This window comes from Blastocatellia bacterium, assembly GCA_035275065.1.
In the GTDB taxonomy this organism is placed as follows: domain Bacteria; phylum Acidobacteriota; class Blastocatellia; order UBA7656; family UBA7656; genus DATENM01.
Genome location: DATENM010000061.1, coordinates 119,770 through 143,494 on the forward strand (window position 1 = coordinate 119,770; position 23,725 = coordinate 143,494).

The following is a 23,725-nucleotide window of genomic DNA, read 5'->3' on the forward strand; positions in this document are numbered from 1 at the left end:
ATTTAATAGGTAGGATTGGGCGCTTTCACAGATCGCCTTTACCTACCTATTGATCCGGCTCCGCCACTTTTGCCCTTTGCCTTTTGCCTTTTGCCTTCTGACCGCAGGTCAGCGGTTCGCCTTCCTTGACAAGCCGCGATTAGGGCCGTTATGTTGTTTCTTGCTCTACCGACGGCGCAGCGCGCCATGCATGCGTCACTCTCAGGAGGCTTAACGTTTTGGCAAAGACAGGCAGGAAAAAAGGCCGCATCGCGGTGAAGGATCTGAAGCAGGGTCACGACCCGATGATCCGGTTTTATGAGCGCACGCAGGATTGGTTGCAGGATCGTGGTCGCCCGATTGTTATCGCCATCGGCGCGATTATCGGCGTCGTTGCGCTTTACTTTCTCATCACCTACTTCTTCCAGTTCCGCCAGGCGCGCGCCGAGAGCGCCTTTGCCGCCGCCTTCGAAAAATATAACGCCCAGGTGCAAGACCCGACGCAGCCGGCCACCTCTGTGCCGACCACCAAGACTTACACCGACGAAGCGAGCAAGTGGCAAGAGACCGCCGCCGCCTTCGAGCAACTGTCCAACGATTATTCCAGTTATTATGGCGCCATTGGCCATTACTATGCGGGGGTGGCATACCTGCACCTGCCGGATAGCCGCGAGAAGGGGCTGAGCCTGTTGCGCCAGGTCGCCGACCGCAACGACGAGCGCGCCTCGGACCTCGCCCGCCTGGCGCTGGCCGAAGACGCCGCGGCCCAGGGCAACGCCGACGAAGCCATCGGCCTCTACGAGAAACTGCTCAACTCGACGACCGTCTTGAAGCCGGCTGTGCAGTTGGCGCTCGGCAAGCTGTACGATAAGAAAGGCGACAAGCAGAAGGCCGCCGATTATTTCTTTGAATCCGCGAAAGCCGACCGCACGACCGGCGCCGGCACCGACGCCGAGAAGCGCCTGGCCGCTGTCGCCCCGGAGCGCGTCAAAGACCTGCCGCCGTCAATTTCAAATCCAAACTTCCAGCCGTAAGCCAGTTGCCGGTTGCCGGTTGTCAGTTGTCGGCAGGCAAGCTCTGCCGGCTCAACTGACAACCGGCAACCGGCAACTGACAAGTGCTTATGGAGAACTTCGCCCACACTCTGCTCGGTCTATCATTCGCCAAGGCCGGGCTGGAGCGCGCCACGCCGCTTGGGACCACGGCGCTGGTCGTCGCGTCGAACCTGCCGGACATTGACGTGCTGCCGCGCAGCCTGCTTGGCGGCACCTCGGCTTACCTCGAATACCACCGCGGCTTCACTCACTCGTTTGTCGGCCTGGCGCTGCTGGCGTTGATCATCACCCTGCTGCTCACCTGGATAGACCGGCGCTTCCGTCTGCGGCGCGACCATCGCCACCGTCCCATGCGCCCGTTCAGGCTCTTCTGGCTCACGTATGCGGGCGGCCTCGGCCACACCTTCATGGATTTCACCAACAACTATGGCGTGCGCCCGCTGCTGCCGTTCAGCCGCCGCTGGTTCTATGGTGACGTCGTCTTTGTCATTGACCCTTGGATATGGCTGATTCTCGGCTCGGCGGTCTTCTGGCTGACGACGACCAGTCGAGGCCGCGCGCTCGTCTGGCTATTGATCGGCGTCGTGTCGTCGCTGATTATGGCGCTGGCGCTGCAACAGGGCGCACAGGGCATGGGGGCTTTGCCGGGAGTTGTGAGACTGGTCTGGTTCGCCGGTCTCGGCGTCGTCGTGATCGGGGGATTGAGGGGATGGGGGCGGCAGGGCGAGCGCCTGGCGCGTTATTCACTGCTCGTCCTGGCGCTTTATTATGGCGGCATGTGGATGGCGCATCAATCGGCGCTCAAACGCGCCGGCGACCCGCCGCCAACGGAAGAGGTGCGCAAGCTGGCCGCATGGCCGACGCCGGCAAACCCGGCAATCTGGCAAGCCGCCGCCAGCGGCGATGAAGCGGCCTTTGTGCGCGCCATTCATCTGCGCGATCACGATGGCGACTGGCTCAAACAGCCGGCGCTCGATGCCCGTTTCATCGAAGCGTTGCGGCAATCGCGCGACGGTCAGGTCTTTTTAGACTTCGCCCGCTTCTACGCGGCGGAGGTCGAAGAAAGTAGCGAAGGCTATACCATCACCCTGCGCGATTTGCGTTTTGATCTGCGGCTGCGCGCCCAGCTCGACCACGACCTGAATGTGCTGACCACGGAAACGCGCTGGTTCTGAAAGGGCGATGCGGCGACGCGGTGAGTGATTCAGCCTGTCTCAAATTCGTCTCTGGTTCCTATTCGCCGCGTCCCCAGGGCCATTCAGTTCTGCAAAAAGGGATGAGGAACAAACACAGAGGCACAGAGGCACGGAGGCACGGAGTCTTCTCTGTGTCCCTTCCGTGCCTCTGTGCCTCTGTGTTTAATTCATCTTAATGAATGTCGAGAACTGATTGCCCCTGGCGTCCCCGTGTCGCCGTGTCGCCTTTTCCCTTTTTCCCTTTGCCTTTTGCCTTTACAATGATTTCTGCCTGATGAAACCGATACGCATCCGTCCCGGTTACATTCCTTACACGCTGGCGGCCGCGGTGCTGCTGACGGTCGGCTCGGCGCTCGCCAAGGCCGGTTATGACCGCGCCGCGATCATCTGTCTGATGGGGCTGTTGCCCTTGATTGTGGCAGCGGCGCTTGACCGCATCGAGTTTGATGGCCGACGCCTCATCCATCGCGGGCCGCTCGCTTTCCTGCTCGCCCGCCTCTTCCGCATGGGTCGCGAGCTGAGCGTGTCAGAGGTCGAAACCATCACGACCGAGGCGACGACGTTTAACGTCTCGTTGGGCGATTCACGCATGAGCTATCGCACACGCATCAGCGGCCCCGGCATCGAAATTCTGGTGCGCTCGCACCGCGCCAGCTACGTGCCGTTCGTCAAGCAACTCTTCCGCGCCGCCGGGTCGCACAAGCTCGACCCGCGCTCCTTCGAGCTCTTCGAATACCTCGAAAGTCAGGCGACGATGAAAGGCTCGCCGGTCTTGAAGGACGAGATCAAAGCCATGCCGATGCCGCGTGTGCGCCGCATCGCCAACGCCTTGAAACTGGCGGGCCGCCTGTCGCAAGCATCAAGTTATTTTCGCGTCGCTTACGAGAAAGAGCCGCGCAACCCGGAGCTGCTCTACGAGATGTCGCGTTTCTTCCGTAGCTCGGCGCACACCGAAGACCTCAAGCTGATGCAGCGCTCGGACGCCTGCCTGCGACTGGCGGCGCGATTGGCGGGCTCGCAAGCCGGCCTGCTCGAGCGCATCGGCGAAGCCTTCTTCGAGCGATTGGATTACAAGCGCGCCACCGACTGTTTCCGCCGCGCTCTCGATTTAGACCCGGCGCGCTTTCGCGCCAACATCGGGCTGGCAGAGATCGCCTTGCGCGATGGCAAGCTGGCGCACGTCGCGCACTTCTACCATGCGGCGGCGGCCAGCGGCGACGCGGCGATTGCCCGGCTGGCGCGGCGCGAAGCCGGGTATTATGAGCGGCTGATGGGTGATGATGATTTTCTCGAAGCCGAGCTGCGCCGCATACGCGTCTCGAACCAGTTGCGCTGGGCGCGCAGATTGGCGGCGCTGGTCTTCTTTCTGGCGTGGTTGGCGGCAGGCGTCGCCGGGCGCTTCTACACCTTCATCGAAGCCTTCGGCTGGGCCGTGATGGCGACTTCAGGATTGCTGTGGTGCGCCGTTTCGATATCGCTGCGCTGGTTCCGCCGCCGCCCCGCGTAAAGGTCAGGCGATATTATCGGCGCTCGCTGCGCGCCGCCCGCTCTTGCGAATGGTAAACTCGATGGTGACGTTGTTGCCGATGCCGTTGGGCAAAAACGAGTACTCCAGTGTCAGCAGCGAACCGCCCACCCGCCAGCCGGCCTGCTGAATCTTCCCCGCCGCGCGGTCTACCTTGACCGGCTCGCCAAAGGCGGCAGTGACTTTGTCAACAATCGTCTCAAAGGATTGGCTGCGGCTTGTCAGGCTCGTCGTGCAGCTCATCTCGATCAATCGCTCGGGCCGCCGCGTCGGCGCATCCAGTGTGTCGAAACGGAAAGAGGCGCTCCAGCCACCGGCTTCCGGCAGCTCGACGTTGAGCAAGAAGGCTTCGTCGGTGGTCACATAAATTAGCGTATCCTGCTCGACGTTTTTCGGCAGCGCCGCCTGGACTTCGCTGTAAGTCATGCCGATCTTGAAGCGCTTGATTAACTCGACGCCGTCGCTTGCCTCACGCTTATCGGCAGAGCCGGAGGGATTATTTTTCAGGTCGTCGTCCGGCTGGCCAAAAGCCGGAGCCGCTGCCATGAGCATCCACGCCGCGACAATCGCTGCGGCCAATTGCTTCGCTTTGCGCATCACTCCCACCTTCAACTTCCTGTAGCGACACCGACAGACGCTCAAAGCGCGACGGCTCGCACCGACTGAAACTTTTTCAATTTTAGGGGACGACTGTAGGGGCAGCCGCGCGTACTATACCACCAATGCAGGGCTTGGGGAAGTTGTAATTCTGTTGCGTGGCCGGGGCTCGGTTTTTTATGACGCGGCGCGGCGCGATTCGATCAGCGCCCGCAGTTCCGTAGGCGTGTAGATGCCTGGGCGCTCGCCCGCAGCGAACATGCGATGGGCGAGTTCGAGCAGCGCTGAATTATACGGCGTTGCCAATTGATGCTTGCGCCCCAGGTCAACGATCACACCGTTCAGGTGCTCGGCCTCGCTCGTGCGACGGCCAAGCATCAGGTCTTGCCACATCGAAGGGTAGGTGCGCTCGGCCTCAGGCAGGTCGAGCAAGACGGCGGCGTCCGGCGGCGGCGCTTTGGCCTTTTCGTGCAACTCACGAATGCGGATTAATGAAGGCTCGCCGGGCGGCGGCTCGACGGCGATGCCCGCGGCTTTCAGCACCCGCAAGCCCTCTTCGCGCACGTCGCCTAGCAAGTGGCGCATCTCGTCGTCCGCCGCGCCCTGCTCGACATAATAGCCGGTGATGGCATAGGTGGCGTTGTTGAGGTTGATGACGAACTTGCCCCACTTCATAGCCATCGTGAAAGGCGACGCCAGGGCGGCAAACCCTGCGCGCTCGAAGTCATTGCTGATTCGCCCGGCGCGCTCGTCCACGCCATCGGGATAGCGGCCAATCGCAATCGAGCGCCCGCGCGTTAGCGCGATGCGCTCAGGAGTCATCTGCGTGGCGCTGAAGAAGACCAGCCCGGCATACACATTCGTGAAGCGGCGGGCAATGGCCGCTTCGTTGGTCACGCCGTTTTGCAAAGAGATGACCGGCGTCGCCTGCGTGTAGACGGCGGCCAGATCTTCGACCGCCGCTTCGGTGGCCTGTGACTTGACTGTAATGACGATCACATCCCCGTCCGTGGGCGGCAGGTCGCGGGCAGCCGTGACGGCCTCGACCGGCTGAGTGAATTCTTCGCTGCCGCGCAGAAACGTGACGCCGTGGCGCAAGGCTTCGGCCTGCGCGGCACGCGCCACGCAGGCAACGCGCAAGCCTGCGCGCCTGAGCAGCCCGGCGAGCGCGCCGCCGATTGCGCCAGCGCCGTAGACGATATAACGTTCCGGCTTCCCTTCGCTCATCTCGTCAGATAATATCGCACTTCGCGCGCCGCGACTCAAAGCGACCAGCGGCCAGATTTGCCGCAAAGGCACAAATTCACAAAGAAACACGAAGCCCCCGGTGTTTCTTTGTGTCCTGGTGCCCTGGTGGCTGATCCTATCGTCATCCTCTTTCTCGAAGGAGCAAGCGCCGCCATAATGATTATCGAAAGAGCGACCGAGCAGCGCACACAGCTTTATTACGACCTTTACGTGCCCGATGACAACGCGCCGGAGCCGAGGCCGCTGGTCATCGCGTTGCACGGTTACGAAGGCAACAAGGAATCGATGATGGCGCTGATGCGCAAGGTCAACGACCACGATTTCATCATCGCTTCGGTGCAGGGGCCGAACGGCTTTTTCGTGCGCAGCGCCGAAGAGCGCCAGCCAAAGATCGGCTTCGGCTGGATGATGCAGTTCAAAGCCGAAGAGACCATCCGCCTGCACCACCAGACTTTGCTTTCGGTGATTGAAACCGCCGCCACCGATTACCCGGTCAACCGCCGGGCGATCTTCCTGGTCGCCTTCTCGCAGTCGGTGTCGTTGAATTACCGCTTCGCCTTCACGCACCCGAATTTGATTCGCGGCGTCATCAGCGTCTGCGGCGGCATCCCCGGCGACTGGGACTCAGACAAGTACCACGCGAGCGACACCGACGCGCTGATCATTGCCGGAGAGGCCGACGAGTTTTATTCCATCGAGCGCGTCCGCACGTTTGAACCGGCTATCGGTCGCCGCGCCCGCTCGGTGACCTTCAAGAGCTATGCCGTCGGCCACGTCTTTCCGCGCGAATCGCTGGCCTTCATCAACGAATGGATCATCGAAAGGGCGAGGCTCGCCACATGATCGCTGCCACCGCCGCCAGTCCGTCACGGGCGCGATACAATGTTCTCGGCCTGCTCTTCGGGCTGACCATCATCACCTACACCGACCGCGTCTGCATCGGCGCCGCCGCGCCGGCCATCACCGAGACCTTTCACTTCTCGCCGTCAACGATGGGCTATATCTTCAGCGCCTTTACGCTGGCCTATGCGCTGTTTGAAATCCCCAGCGGCTGGCTCGGCGATTACTTCGGCACGCGCAAAGCGCTGGCCCGCATTGTCATCTGGTGGTCGGTCTTCACGGCGCTCACCAGCGTTTCGGCGGGCTTTGCGTCGCTGCTGCTGGTGCGCTTTCTGTTCGGGGTGGGCGAAGCCGGCGCGTTCCCGAATATTGCGCGCAGCATTTCGTGCTGGTTCCCTTCCTCGCACCAGGGGCGTGCCCTGAGCATTACTTTCATCGGCAGCTATCTGGGCGCTGCGGCGACCACGCCGCTGGTCTTTCAACTGGTAAAGTGGCAGGGCTGGCGCTGGCCCTTCGTCGAGTTCGGCGCCCTCGGTATCATCTGGGCGCTGGTCTGGTACAGGTGGTTCCGCGACCGCCCCGAAGAACACGCCGCGGTCAACGCCGAAGAGTTACGCTTCATCCGCTCGGACCAGGTTGACGCCGCTCACCTCGGCCATGTGCGGCGCGTGCCCTGGCGCGTTTTGCTGCGCAGCGCCAACCTGCTGTTTATTTGCGGGATGTACTTCTCGTATGGCTACGCGCTCTACTTCTATCTCACCTGGCTGCCGACCTACTTGCTCAAGGCGCGCGGCTTCTCGGAAGCCTACGCCGGCTTGTTTTCCGCATTGCCCTTTCTGGCGGGCGCCGGCGGCGTGTGGCTGGGCGGCGTGCTGACCGATTATCTGTCGCGGCGCACCGGCAGCCTGAAGATCGGGCGCTGTCTGCTCGGCGGCTTCGGCTTTCTCAGCAGCGCCGTCGCGCTCGTAGCCGTGGCGCTGAGCGAAGATCGCCTCGCCGCTGCCTCGTTGATCACGGTGGCATGTTTCTGCCAGATGTTGAGCAGCCCTCCGGCATGGTCTACCTGCCTGGATGTCGGGCGGCGCAATGCCGGCGTCGTCACCGGCTTTATGAACATGACGGGCAACATCGGCGGCACGCTTGCGCCGGTGGTCGTCGGCTACGCGGTCGAGAAGCTGGCGTCGTGGACGGTCCCTTTCTACATCACTGCCGGCGTGCTGGCGTGGGGCGTGATCATGTGGGCGCTGGTCAACCCTAATCGCTCGGTCATTGAGCAGGCAGGCGGTGAAAGTGACTAAAGCAACATTCCGCTATTTGAGCCGCAGGACACGGAAGGGACGATTCGGGTCAGGGCCGACCGCGCCAACGTCTTCATAGTTCGCTTTCAGAAACCCGGTGATGTCCGCGTAAGGCAAGTCGTCCATATCGCCTTTGATGTCGAGGATGAGGCGCGGGCGGGCGCGCTTCAGGTCTTCAATCAAATTGGCGCGCGCCTCCTGCCAGAACGGCGCGTTCGGTTGCGCCGCAATCGCTTCGGCATCGCTGAAGCGGCCATCGATGTAATAAGGCGTCAGGTAACGCGCCGCCGGGCGGCAGCCGGTCTGCCAGTACACATCGTGAGCGTAACCCCAGATGTAAAGCGGCTCGCCCGGCTGCAAGCGGTCTCGCAACGTCGCGGCAATCACCGCGGCTTCATCCTGACGTTTGGTCATGCCCCAGTCGGCGCTCCAGGATGTGCGACGGCCGGTGACGGTTTCGTAAGCCAGCACCACTGTGCGATGGTGCGAGCGGATCAGGCCGACGGCGAAAAAGATGACAAGGATAGCCAGCGCCGCCCGCGCGCGGCGTTTGTAGGCTGGATCACGCAACAGCTTGCCCAACAACGGAACGCTCGGCGCGGCGAGCATGGCCAGGGCCGGCAGCGCCGTGATGAAATAATGGCCAAAGAATCGCCCGCTGATTACGACGCTGATGAGCGACACCGCGCACCACAACGCCACGGTTAGATTAAAGGCAGCCTGCCGCGCCGCTCGAATCGAGCGAATGACCGTCCAGGCGGCCAATGACCATAGGGCGAAGTTGAACAGCACATAGCCCATGCCGCGCCCGATGGCGAAGCGCAACGATAAGCTCGCCGGCTCGGAATCGATGTAGAACATATTGATCTCGACGCCATTGCGCCAGAAATCGGCGAGCGCATGCATGGAAGCGAGCCACGCGACGAATACAGCGATGACCAGCAGAAAACCGATGGCGACAAGCGACAGTCGTATCAGCAACCGCTTGCCCGGAGCCCGAAGCCACGCCGCCACCGTTTGAAAGTCGTGCCGAGCACGATAAGCAAAGACCAGCTCGCAGAGGCCGAAGAATAACAGGTTGAGAACCCCTGTCTGCTTGAACATCGCGGCCAGCCCGGTCATCACGCCCGCACCGACGAGCAAGAGACCGCGCCGCGTCCTTGATTGCTTATCCGCCATGCCGGTGCCGCGCACGAAGCAAGCGAAGGCCGCCGCATAGGGCAGCGCCAGCAGCAGTTCGGTGTTTGCTGCCATCGTGTCCTGAGTGAAGTAGTTTGTCGTGAAGTAGACGAACAGCAGCGCTGCCCACAGCCCCGTGCGTTTGCCGTGAGCGCGCGCGGTGGTGAGATATACCACCATCGCCGTCGCGAAATTCCAGAGCGCCGCCGCCACATGCACGGCTTTCATGCTGCGCCCGGCGAGCGCAAAGACCGCCGCATAAAAGAGCGTCGCGCCGGGCGGCTTGTCCGTCACCACGTCGGCGTAGAGGCGCGCGCCATCGAGCAGCCGCGTCGCCGTCAGCGCCCGCACGCCTTCATCGCCATTGACGAAATCGTAACGCAGGTAAAAGACCCGCAGCAGCAGATTCAAAACAAATAGGCCCGCCAGGGCCAACAGCACCTGCCGCGACGTGATCGCTTCTGATTGGTCTTCGATCATCAAATCGGTTTGCTCGGCGGACGTTGGCAAACGAACCTCCTCTGCTTGCGCGTGAATACTAACATGCGGCCATAGCGCCTTTCGACAATAAGCAGAGGTGACTCACGGCGCACAACAAAAACCCACCCCGCGGGGTGGCTGGATACCTTCAAAGTTGGCTCTGGCCATTCCTTTCATCGAGGCGTCGCCTTCAGGGAATCTCCTGATTGACTTCCCCTTTTCTGATGATAGAATCTGCCTGCACTCCCCAGACCCTTATCAAAATCGCGAGGAAATTAGGCTGCTAAGCTCAGATTATTGGCTAGCGGTGTAGAAAGCAGGACGGCGGATGACAACCAGGGTCCCACGCATTCTCATCATCGAAGATGACACGGATAGCCGGGACTTTCTCTGCATGCTGGTCGCGCTGGAGGGCTACGAGGCCGTTCCCGCTCGCGGCGTCGGCGACGGGCTGACCATCGCCTTACAACGCGACCTCGACCTGATCATGATCGATAACTGGTTGGCCGAAGGGTCAGGGGTGATGCTCTGCCGTTATATTCGGGCTTTCGATACCGACACGCCGGTCTTGTTTCACTCGGCGGCAGCCTATGAGAGCGATATTCAGGAGGCGCTGAATGTCGGCGCCCAGCGATACATCACCAAGCCGGCCGATCCCGACCTGCTCTTGCAGGCCATTCGCGAATTGGTCGAACCGCGCCGCAACCACAAGGCCAGCAGGAAAAGTAATTCTTAACCCAATCGCCGCTCACTGCCATTCACCCTGTAGGATGAACGCCGCCCAGTAGGAAGGCGATTGATAGCGTTTCTGTTTCCACATCTCGACCTGAGCCGCCCGCAATGCCGCCGCTGGCTGTAGCCCGTCCTTCAACACCCCTTTGTAGAAACCAGTCATCAATTGTGCCGTCGCCTCGTCGTCGACGTCCCACAGGCTGACGACGACGCGCGCCGCCCCGGCGTACATCAGCCCGCGCGTCAGCCCGATAATGCCTTCGCCTTTGACCTCGCGGCCCAGCCCGGTCTTGCAGGCGCTGAGCACAACCATCTCGGCGGGCAGGTTCAAGTTGTAAACATCATTGACCAGCAAGAAGCCATTCTGCGGCTGGCCCTTCTCGTCTACCAGCGATAGCACAAGGCCCGACAACTCGGGGTCAACGCTGTTTAAGAAACCATGCGTCGCCAGATGGATGTATTTATACTGGCTCAAGTCGGGGCTGCTGACGGTCGCCACGCTCGCCTTGAAGTCGAGCGCCTGTAGGCTCTGCCCTGGCTGGTCGAAGGCCAGAATCTTCTCGGCCTCTTTGCGCGTCCCCGGCAAACGCGGAATCATCAGGCCGCCTTCAACCTCCCAGCCCGTGCCGCTCGCCGCCTTCTGGACTTTGACCGTCAGGGCGCGCTGATTGCTCGCCGCCGGTTGCGAGCGAGAGGCCGCCCGCCCCGCAGCGGCGCTGACGCGCTCGTCATTCGGATCGAAGACCGGGTCGGCAATGGCCGCGACGGATCGCGGCGCCGGCTTACGTCCGGCCAGTTCTTTGCGCAGCACGGCCAGCGTCGAAGCCGACGGCAGATAGACGATCTCGTGGTCAACGACCAGCGGCGGCAGATCAGCGGTCGGCTGGCCCTTGTCGCCGGCAGGCGAGCGACCGCCTGCCGCTATCGCCTGCGGCGCCGGCAAGGCCGCAAACGGTATGTATTGTAAGACACCGTCGGCGACGATCAAGAGGCGTTTCTTTTCCAGCTCGCCTGCAACCGGCGTCAGCAACAACTGACTGAGCGCCGCTGCCGCCTGCGTCAACTCCGGGTTGCGGATCTCTGGACTGTTGACGCTCAGCCCGCGATCCGCCGCCGCGCCATTTGCCGGCGTGATGCCCGCGAGTAACTCGTAATACTTTCGCGCCGCTGCCTGGATAATCCGGCGCGGCGGCAGCTCGAAGCTCTCGACAGAGGTCGGCGTCACCGCCCACAGGTAACTGCGCAGCCGGCCTAGCGAGAACTCAAGCAGCAACGAATCCTTGTTGACCGCCTGTTGTTGAATCTCTGCGGCTGACAGCGGCTGCGGCTGCGTCAGCGCCGCGTAGTGCGGGCTTCGGGCGCGCATCTCGGCTTCGACCCGCTGGTAAGCCTCCTTCAAGCCGTTGATTTCTGCCTTGATCGCCGCCGCCTGCGCTTCGGTGTAGCTACCGGCGAGCAGGCGCAACTGGCGCTCGGTCTTGCCGCGAATCTGCTGCTGGATAAGCTGCTGGCGCTCCAATAGCGCCGGGTCGGCGCCGCGCTGAATCTTCGCCCCCGCTTCGGCCAGAGATTCGAGCAGGCTGCGCGCTCGCGCCCGCTCGCTGATTTGTAATGCCTTCAGGTCGTTGCCTTCCGAGGGCCGCTGCTTGTGCAGTTGCATGAGCAGGTCTATGTAAAGCTCGTAGTAGTTCTGCACCGCCGCGAAGTAGAGGGCGCGCAACTGCTGATGGCTTTCGTACATCGTGCGCAGCAGCTCGACGATGTTGACGGCGGCGACGATCTGACTGCGCGCCTCTGTCAGGTTGCCGAGGTCGCGCTGCACGCGGGCGATGTGATAACGCGTGAAGGCTTCGCCAGGGTCGTCGTTCAAGGCAAGGTGCAGCGGCAGCGCCTGACTGTAATAGTCCAGCCCCTTGCGGTTATCGCCCATGTCGTCATAAATCTTGCCGATGTTGGTCAGCGTGTAGGCCTCGACCAGCCGGTCACTGAGCGCCCGTGTGATCGGCAGCGCCTGGTTGTAATACTCAAGGGCCTTCGCCTTGTAGGCCAGCCCGCGCTTCTGGCACTCGTCGGCCTTCGCCTTGTCGTTGGCGGCCTCTTCGCATTTCGCAAGCTCGTCGTCGGCCATGCGGTCATAGAGCCGGCCCTGCTTGGCGAGCGTATAAACGGTGACCCGGCGGTCGCCAACCTCCTGGCTGATGACCAGCGCGCGACCGTAGGTGTCTATCGCCTCCTGGCGCTTGTCCCAGGCGTCATAGAGGCCGCCGATATTCGACAGCGTGTTGCCTTCGCGCGGGCGGTCGCCGAGGGCGCGATAGAGCTTCAGCGCGCGCTCGTAAAAACCGAACGCCTTCTCTTTGTCGCCGGCGTCGTCGTAGTACTTGCCGAGGTTGTTCAGCACCGTCGCTTCGCCGCCCTGATCCTGGGCGGCCTGGAATAGCGGCAGGGCGCGGTTGTAAAAGTCGAGCGCCCGCTGATGCTCGTCTTTTGAATCGTACTTGGCGTCATAGACGCCGCCGATGTTGTTGAGCGTCACGGCTTCGCTGTTGCGGTCCTTGAGCGTTTGAAAGATCGGCAGGGCGCGGTTGTAAAGCTCCAGCGCCTTCTCTTTTTGGCCGAGGTCGTCATAAACTTTGCCGATGTTGTTGAGCGTCGTCGCCTCGCCGCTGGCCGATTTCAGCGTGCGGTAGAGCGCCAGCGACTGCTCGTAATAACCGAGCGCCTTCTGCTTCTCGCCCAGCTCGTCGAGTGCCTTGCCGATGTTGGTCAGCAAATCGCCCTCTTTCGCCTGGTCATGAAGCTCGCGCGCGAGGGCGAGGGCCGGCGTGTAATACGCGTCAATCGCTTTTTGCCGATTGCCCTGCGACTCATAAATCGAGCCGAGGTAATAAAGCGTGTCGGCTTGCCGCGGGCGCTCGCCGAGGCTGCGCCACAGCCGCAGCGCCTCGTCGTATTTCTTGATGGCTTGCGCCAGCGTATCCGCGGTCGCTTCGGCCTGGAGCTTCTCGCCTTCAAGGAAAGCGCGCTCGGCACTGATGCGGTCGGCGTCCTGCGCGGTCGCGGCGCGCAGCTCGGCGACACGTATTTGATAGCGCCCGGCGGGCGCGCCCTTTTCCGCAGCGCGCACCTCCAGCTTGTAAGCGCCGGCAACCGTCGCGACCAGCGACACAGGCTCCTGGCCTTGCGGCCCGATGGGGCGGTCGACTTCGAGCAGTGGCTTGCCGTCCGGCCCGCTCACCTTCACCAGCACGTCCACGCCTTGCTGCTCGACCAGAACGTGCAGGTATTGGCCGGCGGCGAGCGTGACCTGATAAACATGCGCCTGGCCGCCGGCGAGCTGCTGGTCTACGGGCTTGCCGGCTTCGAGCGCGCGAGCCTCATCTTGATGCTGCGCGGCGTCAACCGTGCCGGCTCGGGCCTGCCAGCCGACAAAGCAGGCGGCCAATAATAAGAGCATGCCGATAGAGAGGGTGAGACTAAGCGAGCGAAGCTTCTGCAATTGATGATTCTCCGACACCCGGCCTTGTTCGATTTTTCGAGCCACCACTCAGTCTCCTTTAATTAACACCTTCGAGGAAAGTTGAGAGGAAGGCTCTCGTCGAGCAGTCAACGACGACGGGCCGCTCAGGTATAAGCCCCGAGGGCATAAGTTATTTCAACATGGTCGAGCGGAAGGAGCAAGGGCCGGGCGCAAGGGCCCGCCGTTATGGGCGGCTAGCCGACACAGGATTATCTTCCCCGGCATTCTTTACGACGACGACGGTAACAATGGTGCCGACGGCGGCGGTGCCGATCAGCAATAACAACAACAATCCCAGCCCGGCGCGAATGGTCGCCTTATAAGTGAAAGTCGCGCCCGGCACGCTCGCCGTAATCCCTGTCGAGCCGGTCGTCGGGCCGGCGGTGAACGTCGTGGTGGCAATACCGTTGGCATCCGTCGCCACGGTAGCAGTGCTCAGGGTGCCGCCCGCGGGGTTGTCGAGTGTAAAGGTGACCACTTCGTCGCGCACCGGCTTGTCGTTTTCGTCCGTCACCTGCACCTGAAGCTGTAAGGCGTTGCCGGCTTTCACGCTGATGTTCGGGCCGGAGCCGACCGGCTTGATCGTGCGCTTGGTCTGACCCGCCTGCGCCTCCGTTTCGCCGCGCGGCAGCAATAGCGTCGTCGTCATGTTCGGGTATAGCTCGACGCGGCCCGCCGCGCCCGCATCGATCCAGCCATAGGCGTCGGGGCCAGTGACAATCGTGCTGCCTTCGACAACCGTGTCGCCCGACCTGGCGCGATTGTCGTTAACGATGATCGCGCCTCTGCCGACCAGCACGCCGAAAGGTGCTGTCACTTCCGTGCGGGCGGCAGAATGGGGGGCGGTGCTTTCGACAGTCGCTTGCGCCACCGCCGGACGCGCCGCAAACGAGCGCAGCGTGAAGGTGCTGGCGACGGCCAGGGTCAGCAACAGGCTGAGCGCAATTCGCCAGTGAGTCGTTGATCGCACGGTGTTGATGGCCGAGGCGCTGACAGCGGATTTGCTCGCGTTCATCATGGCTGGTTGCCCCCTGAGACTCGTTGCTCTTTGCAAGCGTCTACGCTACGGCGATGGTCGCGCACTGGGCGACTTTACTGCGGCACGGGCCGGAGATTAGGGATGTTCTCGCGGCCGGCTGCCATCATAGGCGCTGCGAAAATCCAAGTCAAGCAGTTCAAGCCGCAAGCCGGCTTTCGGTGAACGGCTCGCCCGCGGAATTGTCCGCGCCAACCGCATTGGTTTAGAATAGCTGTCGAGAATCAGACCCGATTCTGGTGCCCTCACCCCGTCCCTTACCCGGAGGCCCTGATGGAGACCTTGTTGCAAGACTTGCGCTTCGGCATACGAATGCTCGTCAAGAACCCCGGCTTCACAATTGTGGCCGTGATTACAATGGCGTTAGGCATCGGCGCCAACACGGCGCTGTTCAGCGTCGTCAATGGCGTGCTGTTGAAATCGCTGCCTTTCAAAGACCCCGACCGCCTGGTCTTCGCCATGGAAACCAACGCCAAGTTCCCGCCGCCCGGCGTCGGCTCTTCGACGCTCAACTACCGCGACTGGAAAGAGCAGAATCAATCGTTCGAGACCCTGAGCGCCCGCCAGGCGTTCATCGCGAACCTGACGAGCAGCGATCAGCCTGAAAGGATTCAGGGCGAAAAGGCGACCTGGGATTACTTCACGACGCTCGGCATCGCGCCGCTCGCCGGGCGCACCTTCACCGCCGAAGAAGACCGGCCCGGCGGCGTGCCGGTGATCCTCTTGTCCGAGGGCCTGTGGCGGCGGCGCTTCGGCGGCGACGCGGGGATCGTCGGGCAGACCATCCCCATCAACGGCCAGGGCGTCACGGTCATCGGCATCATGCCGAACGATTACCGGCCCAACATCGAATTCTGGATGCCGCTCGGCATCAGCTACCAGAACGCCGACCGTAATCTGCATAACATTCAAGTCGTGGGCCGGCTAGCGGCTGGCGTCACCCAGGAGCAAGCGCAGACCGAGATGTCGACCATCGCCCAACGGTTGATCGAACAGTATCCCGAATCGAACACCGGCTGGGGCGTGGCGCTGATCCCTTACCAGAACCTCGTGACCTTCAACATTCGCTGGGCGCTGCTGGTGCTGCTGGCGGCGGTCGGCTGCGTGCTGTTGATCGCCTGCGCTAACGTCGCCAACCTCTTGCTTGCGAGAGCCGCCTCGCGCGAGAAAGAGATCGCGATTCGACTGGCGATGGGCGCGACGCGTGGGCGTCTGATCCGCCAGGTGCTTACGGAAAGCGTGTTAATTTCGCTGATCGGCGGCGCCGTCGGCATGCTGATTGCGCTGTGGAGCACGCAGGCTTTAATCAGCCTCAACCCGCAGGGCATTCCGCGCTCGGGCGAGATCGGCGTTGATGGCCGCGTCCTCGGCTTTGCCGTGCTGGCATCGTTAGCCGCGGGGATTTTGTTCGGGCTGGTGCCGGCATGGCAATCTTCGCGGGCCAACGTCAACGAGACGCTGAAAGAGAGCGGCAAATCGGTGGCGGGCCACGGGCGCGGTCGCCGCTTGCGCTCGACACTGGTCGTCGTGCAGATGGCTTTCGCCTTCATGCTGCTGGTCTGCGCCGGGCTGTTGATCAAGAGCTTCTCGCAGCTTCAGCGCGTCAACATGGGCTTCAATCAACAGCACCTGCTGACCATGCAGGTCACCCTGCCGCCGGCGCAGTACGCCAGGCCCGCCGACGTTCTCGGCTTTTACCGCGATGCCGGCGAGCGGCTCGGGGCGCTGCCCGGAGTGATTGCGGCGTCGGGCATCTCGAACGTGCCGCTGGCCGGCGGCGGCCCGCAGTTCATCTTTTCGGTCGAAGGCCGCCCGCTGCCGACGCCTGCCGACGCCCCCATCGCCAGCTATCGCATCGTCACCGGCGACTACTTTGCGACCATGAACATCCCGCTCATCAGAGGCCGCACCTTCACCGACGCCGACAAGGAAAACAGCCTTCAGGTGGTGACGGTCAATCAGAATATGGCCGAGCTGATGTGGCCGGGTGAAGACGCGGTTGGCAAGCGCCTGACGGTCGGCGTGCCGCTGCCCGGCGATACGCCCGATTACGCGACGGTCGTCGGCGTCGTCGGCAACGTCAAGCATACGACCCTGGCCGGCGAGACCGGCATGCAGATTTATCAGCCGGTGACGCAGACGCCTTTCCTGGGCCTCGGCTTCGGGCGGACGATGAGCTTCATCCTGCGCACACAGCTTGAGCCCGCAACCTTAGCGGAATCGGCGCGCGCCGTGATCGCCGGCATCAACCCGCGGCTGCCGGTCGCCAACGTCAAGACGATGGACACGATCATTGCCGAATCGGTCGCCGCCAATCGCTTCAACATGTCGCTGTTCGGATTGTTCGCCGCCATCGCTATGGCGCTCACGGTCGTCGGCATCTTCGGCGTGATGAACTATGCGGTGACGCAGCGCACGCAGGAGATCGGCATCCGCATGGCCTTGGGGGCGCAGCCGGGACAGGTGCGCGCCTTGATCCTCAAACAGGGATTGATATTGTCGGGGCTCGGACTGACGATTGGCATGGGCGGCGCGTTGCTGGCGACGTGGTTGCTCAAGAGCTTGTTGTTCAGCGTCAGCGCCACCGACCCGATGGTCCTGGGAGGGGTCGCCGTGGTCTTAGCCGCCGTGGCGTTGCTGACCTGCTACATCCCTGCGCGCCGCGCCACCAAAGTTGATCCGATCATCGCCCTCAGGCACGAGTGAGGTCTGGATTACATCTAGAGTGGCGCAATCTGTTAGATTGCGCCACATGGCAAACACAATCGAAAACCACTCTAGCGAAAAGGCGAGCGTCACTAACCATGACGCTCGCCTTTTTTTTCGGGCCGCAAATGTGGAGACGCTTACCGGCAGTTACTTGATCTTCTTGGCCTGAATCTCTTCGCCGTCGTGGTTCAAAACCATGTGGGTGACCTTGCCGCTGTCGTCCTTGACGAACTTCACTTTGACGCCGACGCTCGGCACGTCGAATTCGGTTTCAGAGATGGCAACCAGCTCGGCTTTCTCCTGACCTTCGGGCGCGCCGAAGAGCTTGTCGCCGTCGCGGCTGATCGTCAGCACGCCGAAGGGCGCTTCATACTGGCCGGTGTAGGTGTCCAGCACTTTCGTGTCAACTTTGATGGCTTTCGTCGGGGTTTCGGCGGGCCGGGTCTCGGCGGGCTTCACTTCGGCAGGCTTCTTCACGTCGCCGCTGCCTTCCTTATATTCGGCAAGCCATTCGACGTCGATAGAATCGGCGCCGCGCCGCTCTTTCTCTTTGATGAGCCACTGGCCGCGCGCATTCCACGGAGCGCCGCCTTCCGGCGCGACGTGGCAGAAGGTGCAATCCTTGGCGCCGAACTTCTTGGCCTTGGCCAAAAACGGCGGATAAGCGAATGATTGAGTGACCACCGCCGACACAATCGCGACGACGAAGCTGGCTGCAATAATCAGTTTGAACCGTTTCACTTCGATCTCCTCTGCTGTTAGCTAGATTTCACAATCCGCAAACATTATACACGACCAAAGAGAATGATGAATGAGGAATGAGGAACGATGAATTGCGGGCTGGAGCCGGATTAATTTAGATAGTCCGGCCTCCCTTCCCTCCCGAGCTCATCGTTCATCGTTCCTCATTCCTCATTTCCCTCATCTCGCGCAAGTCAGAGCGCGACCGCCGTCGATGCTGATGGTTTCGCCGGTGATCCATGCGGCTTTGTCCGAAGCCAGGAAAGCGATCAGCTCGGCAACCTCCTCGGCATCGCCGACACGGCCCAGCGGGTGTGTCGTCTTGCTGTGTTCTAGGAAAACGGCGTACGCGTCATCTTCCATGCCGCCTGAGCGGTGCAGCCCCGTGACGACGACGCCGGGGTTGACGGCGTTGACGCGAATGCCTTTCGCGGCCAGCTCAAGCGCCGCGCAGCGCGTCAGCTGATCGACGCCGGCTTTGCTGACGCAGTAGGCGAGCACGCCCGGAAACGACCGCAGCCCGGTGACGCTCGACACGTTGACGATATTGCCGCGCGTCGCTTCCAGATGCGGCACCGCCAGTTGCATCAGTTGAAAGATCGAGCGCAGGTTGATGTTCAGCATCTCGTCCCAGAGCCGGAGCGGTGTCGTTTCGATGCGCCCGGATTTCAGAATGCCGGCGGCATTGACCAGCACGTCGAGCCCGCCCAGGCTGGCGACCGCCTGCGCGAAGGCCGCCGCGCTCTCGGCTTCGTCGGCAAGGTCGGCGGTAATCATCAAGGCCGCGCCGGACTGCATCGCCGCTTCGGTTGCCGCTTCGCGCAAGGCGTCGGCTCGTCGCCCGATGAGCGCGACACGGGCATGGTTGTTCAAGAATCGCTGTGCCGTCGCGCGTCCGATGCCGCTCGACGCGCCGGTGACGATCACGCGTTGCTGTTGCGCGCTTTCTATCATAAACCAGAGTCTGCTTGTGGATTGACGCGAGCGCAAGCCCGCACGGTGTGACCGGGCGCTCAGGCGCGGATGAACTGGCGGATGTGGTTGGTCTGCTCCGGCGAGAGGGCGTTGAACTGGACGCCCATGCCGCTGCCCCGATGGCTGTGCATGACGGTCGCTTCGGTTTCGATCACCTGGCTGTCGGGCAGCGCAAAGATCAGCTTGAAGATCGTGCCGGCCGACAGCGGCGTCCGCGTCTCGATGTAAGCGCCGCTGACGCTGAGATCGGAAATGCGCGTTTCGCCGAGCACGCCTTCGCCCTCGTACCAGACGTCTAGCACCAAGCCGCTACGCCATGCTCTTCTGCGCTCCTGTCCCATGACACTTACCTCATTCACGGCGAATATAAGCGGCGTGCCGTCCATAGTCAACGGTTTGTTTCGCCGGCCCCGGGCGTCATTTAACCAAGTTGTAACCTTGATGTTACAATTCCGTCACGATGCCTGGATATACTCATGCTTCCGTTCCAATCACAATGATATGCCTTAGACGGGTCTCCCCAATGATGACGACAGGCGAATCCAACACCGCTCCCCAGGAGGATGCATCATGAAGATCAAGTTGACCGTCCATAGCCTTGCGCTTCTGCTCGCCCTGCTCGCCGCGCTGAGTGTGCGCGCCGCCAGCGCCGCGCCGGCCAGCGACGACAAGAGCGCCGTCCCCGCGAGTGACACGACCAGCGCCGCTAAAAATGACGCCTCTAGCACCGCTAAAACGCCTTCGGTCGAAGACCGTGTGCGCGCCCTCGAACAGCTCATCGAGCAGCAGCAGCGCGAAATCCAGCAGCTGCGCGCCCTCGTCGAAAAACATGACGTCGAGAGCCCGACCGCGCGGCCCGCATCAATGACCGCCGCGCCGGCAGCCGCTCTGGCAACGCAAGCGCCGGCAGCCGGTAAAAACGAAACCGCCGACCAGACGCAGAAGCACGTGGATGAGCTTTACAAGCGGTTCGGCGCGCTGCGCATGAGCGGCGACCTCCGTTTTCGTTATGAAGCGTTCCGCAACCAGGGCTTCGACGCGCTGCTGACGCCGCCAGATCGCAACCGCCTGCGGGTGCGCGCCCGACTGGCGCTCGACGGCACAATCAATAAGAATTTCGATTGGGGCCTGAAGCTCGCCACAGGCATCTTCACCGACCCGATCAGCAGCAACCAGACGCTCACGGATTTCTACGAGCGCAAGCCCTTCGCGCTGGAACGCGCCTTCATTCGCTATGACTCAAGAGGCGATCAGGTCGGCGTGCAGCTTGTCGCCGGCAAGTTCGAGCCGACTTTCCGCCGCACGCAGATGGTCTGGGACGACGATGTCAACGTCGAAGGCGCGTCCGAAGCGCTCTACTTCAAGAGCCACTCGCCGCTCAGACAGGTGAAGCTGGTCGCCTTCGAGTTGCCGTTCAATGAAGTGGCTGCCGGCAAAGACGGCGTGCTGTATGGCGGACAGGTGCAGACTGACTGGCAGTTTTCATCCAAAGTGTCGGCCAACGCGAATGTCGCTTATTACGACTGGAACCATGCGGATCAGGTGGTCACGGGGCTCGGCGCGCTGGCCACGCAGGTGAATGGCGGCATCACCAATGGCGCTGGCTTCACCGGCAATCAAAACGGCGCGCTCGGCACGACCAACCGCCTCGTTCGCAACGCCGCGGGGCAGCCCGTCGGCTTTCTCGCCGGCTTCAACCTCGTAGACGTTCTCGGCAACCTCACATGGCAGGCGACCGGGCGATTCCCCGTCAGCTTCGTCTTCGACTACGTTCACAACGCCACGGGCCGCGTGAGCGACGAGAAGGACGGCTTCTGGCTCGGCGGCCAGGTCGGTCAGTTGAAAGAGAAAGGCGACTGGTTGTTCAGTTACGCCTTCACGCGCATTGAGCAGGACGCCGTGCTGGTGCCGTTCAACTTCAGCGACATCCTCGCCTCGAACAGCCGCGTCCACATGCCGACGGCCGCCTATCAGATCGCGGGCGGCGTGACGCTGCAATGGACGGGGCTCTTCTCACAGCGCGCCAACAAGGTTGTTGTGACTTCACCATTTGATCGCTACCTCAACCGCATGCAGTTCGACGTGGTCTACAAGTTCTGAAGCACAGATTCCCGGAACCGTTCGCGCGCGGGCGGTGTCAAATCCTGAAGCGGTCATTAAACGGGGGCGGCGCGGCTGCAAAAAGCTTGCGGCACGCCGTTCCCGTTAATGGTTTCAGCCACCGCGCAAAACTGTTTCCGAGGAATCGAATGAAACTTATCGCCCTGTGTACTGCCCTGCTCCTGATGGCCGAGCCGCTTGCGGCGCAGACCCGCGCGGCGCGGCGTGTGCCGAACCCGCCGCCCGCTCAATTCGCTTCAACGCCCGCGCCGCCGGCACGGACGCTGCCGATTCACCGCGTCATCCTCTACAGCAACGGCGTCGCCTACGTCGAGCGGCGCGGCCCCGTGGCCGGTCACGCCGAGATCAACCTGCCATTCAAGCAGTCACAGGTTGATGATGTGCTGAAGTCGCTGCTCGTGCTCGACCTGGGCAAAGGCCGCATCGGCGCGGTCAGCTACAATTCGTCCGCGCCGCCATCGTCGCGCCTGCAAGAGATTCCCTTCTCGCTCGACGCCAACAGCGACGCCGACGGCGAGGGCAATAAAGACGGCGGTCTGGTCGCTGTGCTCAAGCAACTGCAAGGCGCGCGCGTCGAGGTGACGACGGCGACGCGCGCGGCGCGCGGCGCGATCCTCACCGTCGAAGAACGCAAGACGCAGATAGACGCGAACAAGCCGCCCGCCATCATTCGCACGCTGGTCGTTGCGTCGGAGAGCGGCGAGATAGCGAGCTTTGACCTCAACGACGTGCGCGCCATCCGGCTGCTCGACGAAGGCGCGCGGCATGACATTAACGAGTTCGCCAACGCGACGGCCTCCGCGAGACGGCGCGACGCCAAGACGATCTCGGTGACCAGCGACGGCGACGGCGCGCGCGAGATGGTCGTCAGCTACACCGTCGCCGCGCCGATCTGGAAGACCACTTATCGCGTCGTCCTGAACAACGAAGGCAAGCCGTTCTTTCAAGGCTGGGCGATTGTGGATAACGTCGGCGAAGAGGATTGGACGAGCGTGCAGTTATCACTGGTCAGCGGCTCGCCCGTGTCGTTCATTCAGCCGCTCCAGCAGCCGCTCTACCGCCACCGCCCCGTGATGGAGATTCCCGACGACCTTTCACTTGAGCCGCAGGTGTACGAGCCGGCCGAAGGCCATGGCTACAACATGGGCGGCGGCTCGCTAAGGGCGGGCAGAGCCGGCGGCGTCGCGGGAGGTGTTCCTGGCGGCGTGGCCGGCGGCATCGGGAGCGGCGTCGGCTCAGGCAGTGGGCCGGTCCCGCCGGCCGACGCGCCGAAGACCAGCTTGAGTGACGCCATCTCTGAAGAAGAGTCGGGCGTCACGGCCGCCGCCAAAGGCAACGAAGTCGGCGACCTCTTCGAGTACCGTATCGAGCAGGCCGTCACCGTCCTGCGTGACCGCTCGGCGCTCATCCCCATACTGCAAACTCAGATGGAAGGCGAGCGCGTCTCGATCTACAACGAAGCCGCGCGCAAGGATCGGCCGATGGGCGGGCTGCGGTTGAAGAATACTTCGCCGCTGACGTTGGAAGGCGGCGCGCTGACCGTTCTCGACGGCGACGCCTACGCCGGCGAGGCGTTGATGGAACGGCTCAAGCCCGGCGAGGAACGCTTCATCTCGTTCGCGCTCGACCTCGGCACGCTCGTCACCACGCGCGACAAGAGCGACCGCCAGCCGGCCTTCATGGTTCGCGTCGTCAACGGCGTGTTGCAGGCGCACTATTACCGCAGCGAAAGGAAAGTCTACACGCTGACGAATCAGACAGACCGGCCGCGCACGGTCTTCGTCGAGCATCCTTATCGCGACAAGTGGAAGCTGTCGGACGACACGGCGAAGCCCTACGAGACGACCGCCTCGTTCTACCGCTTCCGCGTCGAGCTGCCGCCGCGCCAAGCCGTCGAGCTTCCGGTGACCGAGCGCCTCGCGCTGATGGACAGCTACGCGCTGACCAACCTGACGGCCGACGACATCAAGTTGTTTGTGGCGAATGGTTATATTGACGACGCGACGCGGGCGGCGCTCGACCGCATCATCGAGATCAAAGGCAAGATCGCCGCCGTTGACGCGCGAGTTCAGGCGGCCGACCGCGAGGCGGCGGAGATCGCGGCCGATCAGGCGCGCTTGCGTGAGAACATCAAGGCGCTGAGCAAGGAGAGCGAAGCGCGCCAGCTCATCGCGCGCTACGTGGCGAAGGCCGGCGAGCAGGAGTCGCGCCTCGAACAACTGGCGAACGAGCGCAAAGCCGCCGCCGCCGAGCGCGCCTCGCTGCAAGCCGAGTTGAACGCGGCTGTCATCAATCTGAAACTCGACCGCAAGCTCTGAAGCGGTGACACGGCGACGCGGCGAAGGGGAGACACGGAGAAACAGGAGCGGTTCAGCTCAATCCTCTTCCTTCGCCGCGTCGCCGTGTCCCCATGTCTCCGCGTCTCAATCAAGCGGCGCGGCGCGGGCGCGGCGCACCTTGCAAACGCACGGGCGGGCGCACGGCGCAACAGACG

At 62.6% G+C, this 23,725-nt stretch carries 17 protein-coding genes; 9 read left to right on the forward strand and 8 right to left on the reverse strand.

What is annotated here, in order from left to right; genetic code table 11:
- Positions 1–218: 218 nt before the first annotated feature.
- The 3 genes from VJ464_14255 to VJ464_14265 all read left to right on the forward strand — a co-directional run bounded on the left by VJ464_14255 (position 219) and on the right by VJ464_14265 (position 3,737).
- The gene (locus VJ464_14255; protein HKQ06293.1) at positions 219–1,013 is read left to right on the forward strand and encodes a hypothetical protein; all 795 of its coding nucleotides are present in this window, start codon (positions 219–221) and stop codon (positions 1,011–1,013) included.
- Between the two features lie 89 nt (positions 1,014–1,102).
- Positions 1,103–2,209 (forward strand): metal-dependent hydrolase, encoded by a 1,107-nt coding sequence (locus VJ464_14260; GenBank protein HKQ06294.1) that lies wholly within the window; start codon positions 1,103–1,105, stop codon positions 2,207–2,209.
- A gap of 295 nt (positions 2,210–2,504) precedes the next feature.
- Positions 2,505–3,737, forward strand: a complete 1,233-nt coding sequence (locus VJ464_14265; GenBank protein HKQ06295.1) for a hypothetical protein — start codon at positions 2,505–2,507, stop codon at positions 3,735–3,737.
- 3 nt (positions 3,738–3,740) lie between these two features.
- Here VJ464_14265 and VJ464_14270 read toward each other — a convergent pair whose 3' ends face one another.
- The gene (locus tag VJ464_14270; GenBank protein ID HKQ06296.1) at positions 3,741–4,352 is read right to left on the reverse strand and encodes a hypothetical protein; all 612 of its coding nucleotides are present in this window, start codon (positions 4,350–4,352) and stop codon (positions 3,741–3,743) included.
- A gap of 177 nt (positions 4,353–4,529) precedes the next feature.
- Entirely contained in the window at positions 4,530–5,579 is a 1,050-nt protein-coding gene (locus VJ464_14275; GenBank protein HKQ06297.1) for a 2-dehydropantoate 2-reductase, read from the reverse strand.
- 177 nt (positions 5,580–5,756) lie between these two features.
- Here VJ464_14275 and VJ464_14280 point away from each other — a divergent pair, with 177 nt between their 5' ends.
- Together VJ464_14280 and VJ464_14285 are read left to right on the forward strand one after the other, a co-directional pair.
- Positions 5,757–6,443, forward strand: coding sequence for a hypothetical protein (locus tag VJ464_14280; protein HKQ06298.1), 687 nt, complete (start codon positions 5,757–5,759; stop codon positions 6,441–6,443).
- Positions 6,410–7,738 carry an MFS transporter gene (locus VJ464_14285; GenBank protein HKQ06299.1) on the forward strand — a complete coding sequence of 443 codons (1,329 nt, stop codon included), beginning with the start codon at positions 6,410–6,412 and terminating at the stop codon, positions 7,736–7,738. Before VJ464_14280 ends, VJ464_14285 begins: the two co-directional genes overlap by 34 nt.
- A gap of 12 nt (positions 7,739–7,750) precedes the next feature.
- On the opposite strand, the gene VJ464_14290 is transcribed toward VJ464_14285, so the two are convergent.
- A complete protein-coding gene (locus tag VJ464_14290; protein ID HKQ06300.1) occupies positions 7,751–9,427 on the reverse strand; it encodes a glycosyltransferase family 39 protein in 1,677 nt (558 codons plus the stop codon).
- A 298-nt stretch (positions 9,428–9,725) separates the two neighbouring features.
- Between VJ464_14290 and VJ464_14295 the strand changes: the two genes are divergently transcribed.
- Complete coding sequence (locus VJ464_14295) at positions 9,726–10,133, forward strand: response regulator (protein HKQ06301.1); 408 nt, start codon at positions 9,726–9,728, stop codon at positions 10,131–10,133.
- Between the two features lie 12 nt (positions 10,134–10,145).
- On the opposite strand, the gene VJ464_14300 is transcribed toward VJ464_14295, so the two are convergent.
- Together VJ464_14300 and VJ464_14305 are read right to left on the reverse strand one after the other, a co-directional pair.
- Positions 10,146–13,673: a CHAT domain-containing protein gene (locus VJ464_14300; GenBank protein ID HKQ06302.1), complete on the reverse strand. Its 3,528-nt coding sequence runs from the start codon at positions 13,671–13,673 to the stop codon at positions 10,146–10,148.
- A gap of 160 nt (positions 13,674–13,833) precedes the next feature.
- The gene (locus VJ464_14305; GenBank protein ID HKQ06303.1) at positions 13,834–14,667 is read right to left on the reverse strand and encodes an invasin domain 3-containing protein; all 834 of its coding nucleotides are present in this window, start codon (positions 14,665–14,667) and stop codon (positions 13,834–13,836) included.
- 291 nt (positions 14,668–14,958) lie between these two features.
- On the opposite strand from VJ464_14305, the gene VJ464_14310 reads away from it, so the two are divergent.
- The gene (locus tag VJ464_14310) at positions 14,959–17,391 is read left to right on the forward strand and encodes an ABC transporter permease (GenBank protein ID HKQ06304.1); all 2,433 of its coding nucleotides are present in this window, start codon (positions 14,959–14,961) and stop codon (positions 17,389–17,391) included.
- A 150-nt stretch (positions 17,392–17,541) separates the two neighbouring features.
- Here the strand turns inward: VJ464_14310 and VJ464_14315 are convergent, their stop codons facing one another.
- From VJ464_14315 to VJ464_14325, 3 genes are all read right to left on the reverse strand, one after another.
- Entirely contained in the window at positions 17,542–18,135 is a 594-nt protein-coding gene (locus VJ464_14315; GenBank protein ID HKQ06305.1) for a DUF3471 domain-containing protein, read from the reverse strand.
- A gap of 180 nt (positions 18,136–18,315) precedes the next feature.
- Entirely contained in the window at positions 18,316–19,089 is a 774-nt protein-coding gene (locus tag VJ464_14320; protein ID HKQ06306.1) for an SDR family oxidoreductase, read from the reverse strand.
- A 59-nt stretch (positions 19,090–19,148) separates the two neighbouring features.
- Positions 19,149–19,451, reverse strand: a complete 303-nt coding sequence (locus VJ464_14325) for a PilZ domain-containing protein (GenBank protein HKQ06307.1) — start codon at positions 19,449–19,451, stop codon at positions 19,149–19,151.
- 229 nt (positions 19,452–19,680) lie between these two features.
- On the opposite strand from VJ464_14325, the gene VJ464_14330 reads away from it, so the two are divergent.
- Together VJ464_14330 and VJ464_14335 are read left to right on the forward strand one after the other, a co-directional pair.
- On the forward strand, positions 19,681–21,210 hold the full coding sequence (locus tag VJ464_14330; GenBank protein ID HKQ06308.1) for a putative porin: 1,530 nt from the start codon (positions 19,681–19,683) through the stop codon (positions 21,208–21,210).
- Positions 21,211–21,359: 149 nt separating this feature from the next.
- Positions 21,360–23,549 carry a hypothetical protein gene (locus VJ464_14335; protein ID HKQ06309.1) on the forward strand — a complete coding sequence of 730 codons (2,190 nt, stop codon included), beginning with the start codon at positions 21,360–21,362 and terminating at the stop codon, positions 23,547–23,549.
- Positions 23,550–23,725 lie beyond the last annotated feature (176 nt).

Coding starts and splice junctions, on each gene's coding strand:
- VJ464_14325 (HKQ06307.1), bottom strand. CDS start 19,451: ATGGGACAGGAGCGCAGAAGAGCATGGCGTAGCGGCTTGGTGCTAGAC.
- VJ464_14285 (HKQ06299.1), top strand. CDS start 6,410: ATGGATCATCGAAAGGGCGAGGCTCGCCACATGATCGCTGCCACCGCC.
- VJ464_14280 (HKQ06298.1), top strand. CDS start 5,757: ATGATTATCGAAAGAGCGACCGAGCAGCGCACACAGCTTTATTACGAC.
- VJ464_14270 (HKQ06296.1), bottom strand. CDS start 4,352: ATGCGCAAAGCGAAGCAATTGGCCGCAGCGATTGTCGCGGCGTGGATG.
- VJ464_14260 (HKQ06294.1), top strand. CDS start 1,103: ATGGAGAACTTCGCCCACACTCTGCTCGGTCTATCATTCGCCAAGGCC.
- VJ464_14310 (HKQ06304.1), top strand. CDS start 14,959: ATGGAGACCTTGTTGCAAGACTTGCGCTTCGGCATACGAATGCTCGTC.
- VJ464_14335 (HKQ06309.1), top strand. CDS start 21,360: ATGAAACTTATCGCCCTGTGTACTGCCCTGCTCCTGATGGCCGAGCCG.
- VJ464_14330 (HKQ06308.1), top strand. CDS start 19,681: ATGAAGATCAAGTTGACCGTCCATAGCCTTGCGCTTCTGCTCGCCCTG.
- VJ464_14275 (HKQ06297.1), bottom strand. CDS start 5,579: ATGAGCGAAGGGAAGCCGGAACGTTATATCGTCTACGGCGCTGGCGCA.
- VJ464_14295 (HKQ06301.1), top strand. CDS start 9,726: ATGACAACCAGGGTCCCACGCATTCTCATCATCGAAGATGACACGGAT.
- VJ464_14305 (HKQ06303.1), bottom strand. CDS start 14,667: ATGATGAACGCGAGCAAATCCGCTGTCAGCGCCTCGGCCATCAACACC.
- VJ464_14320 (HKQ06306.1), bottom strand. CDS start 19,089: ATGATAGAAAGCGCGCAACAGCAACGCGTGATCGTCACCGGCGCGTCG.
- VJ464_14265 (HKQ06295.1), top strand. CDS start 2,505: ATGAAACCGATACGCATCCGTCCCGGTTACATTCCTTACACGCTGGCG.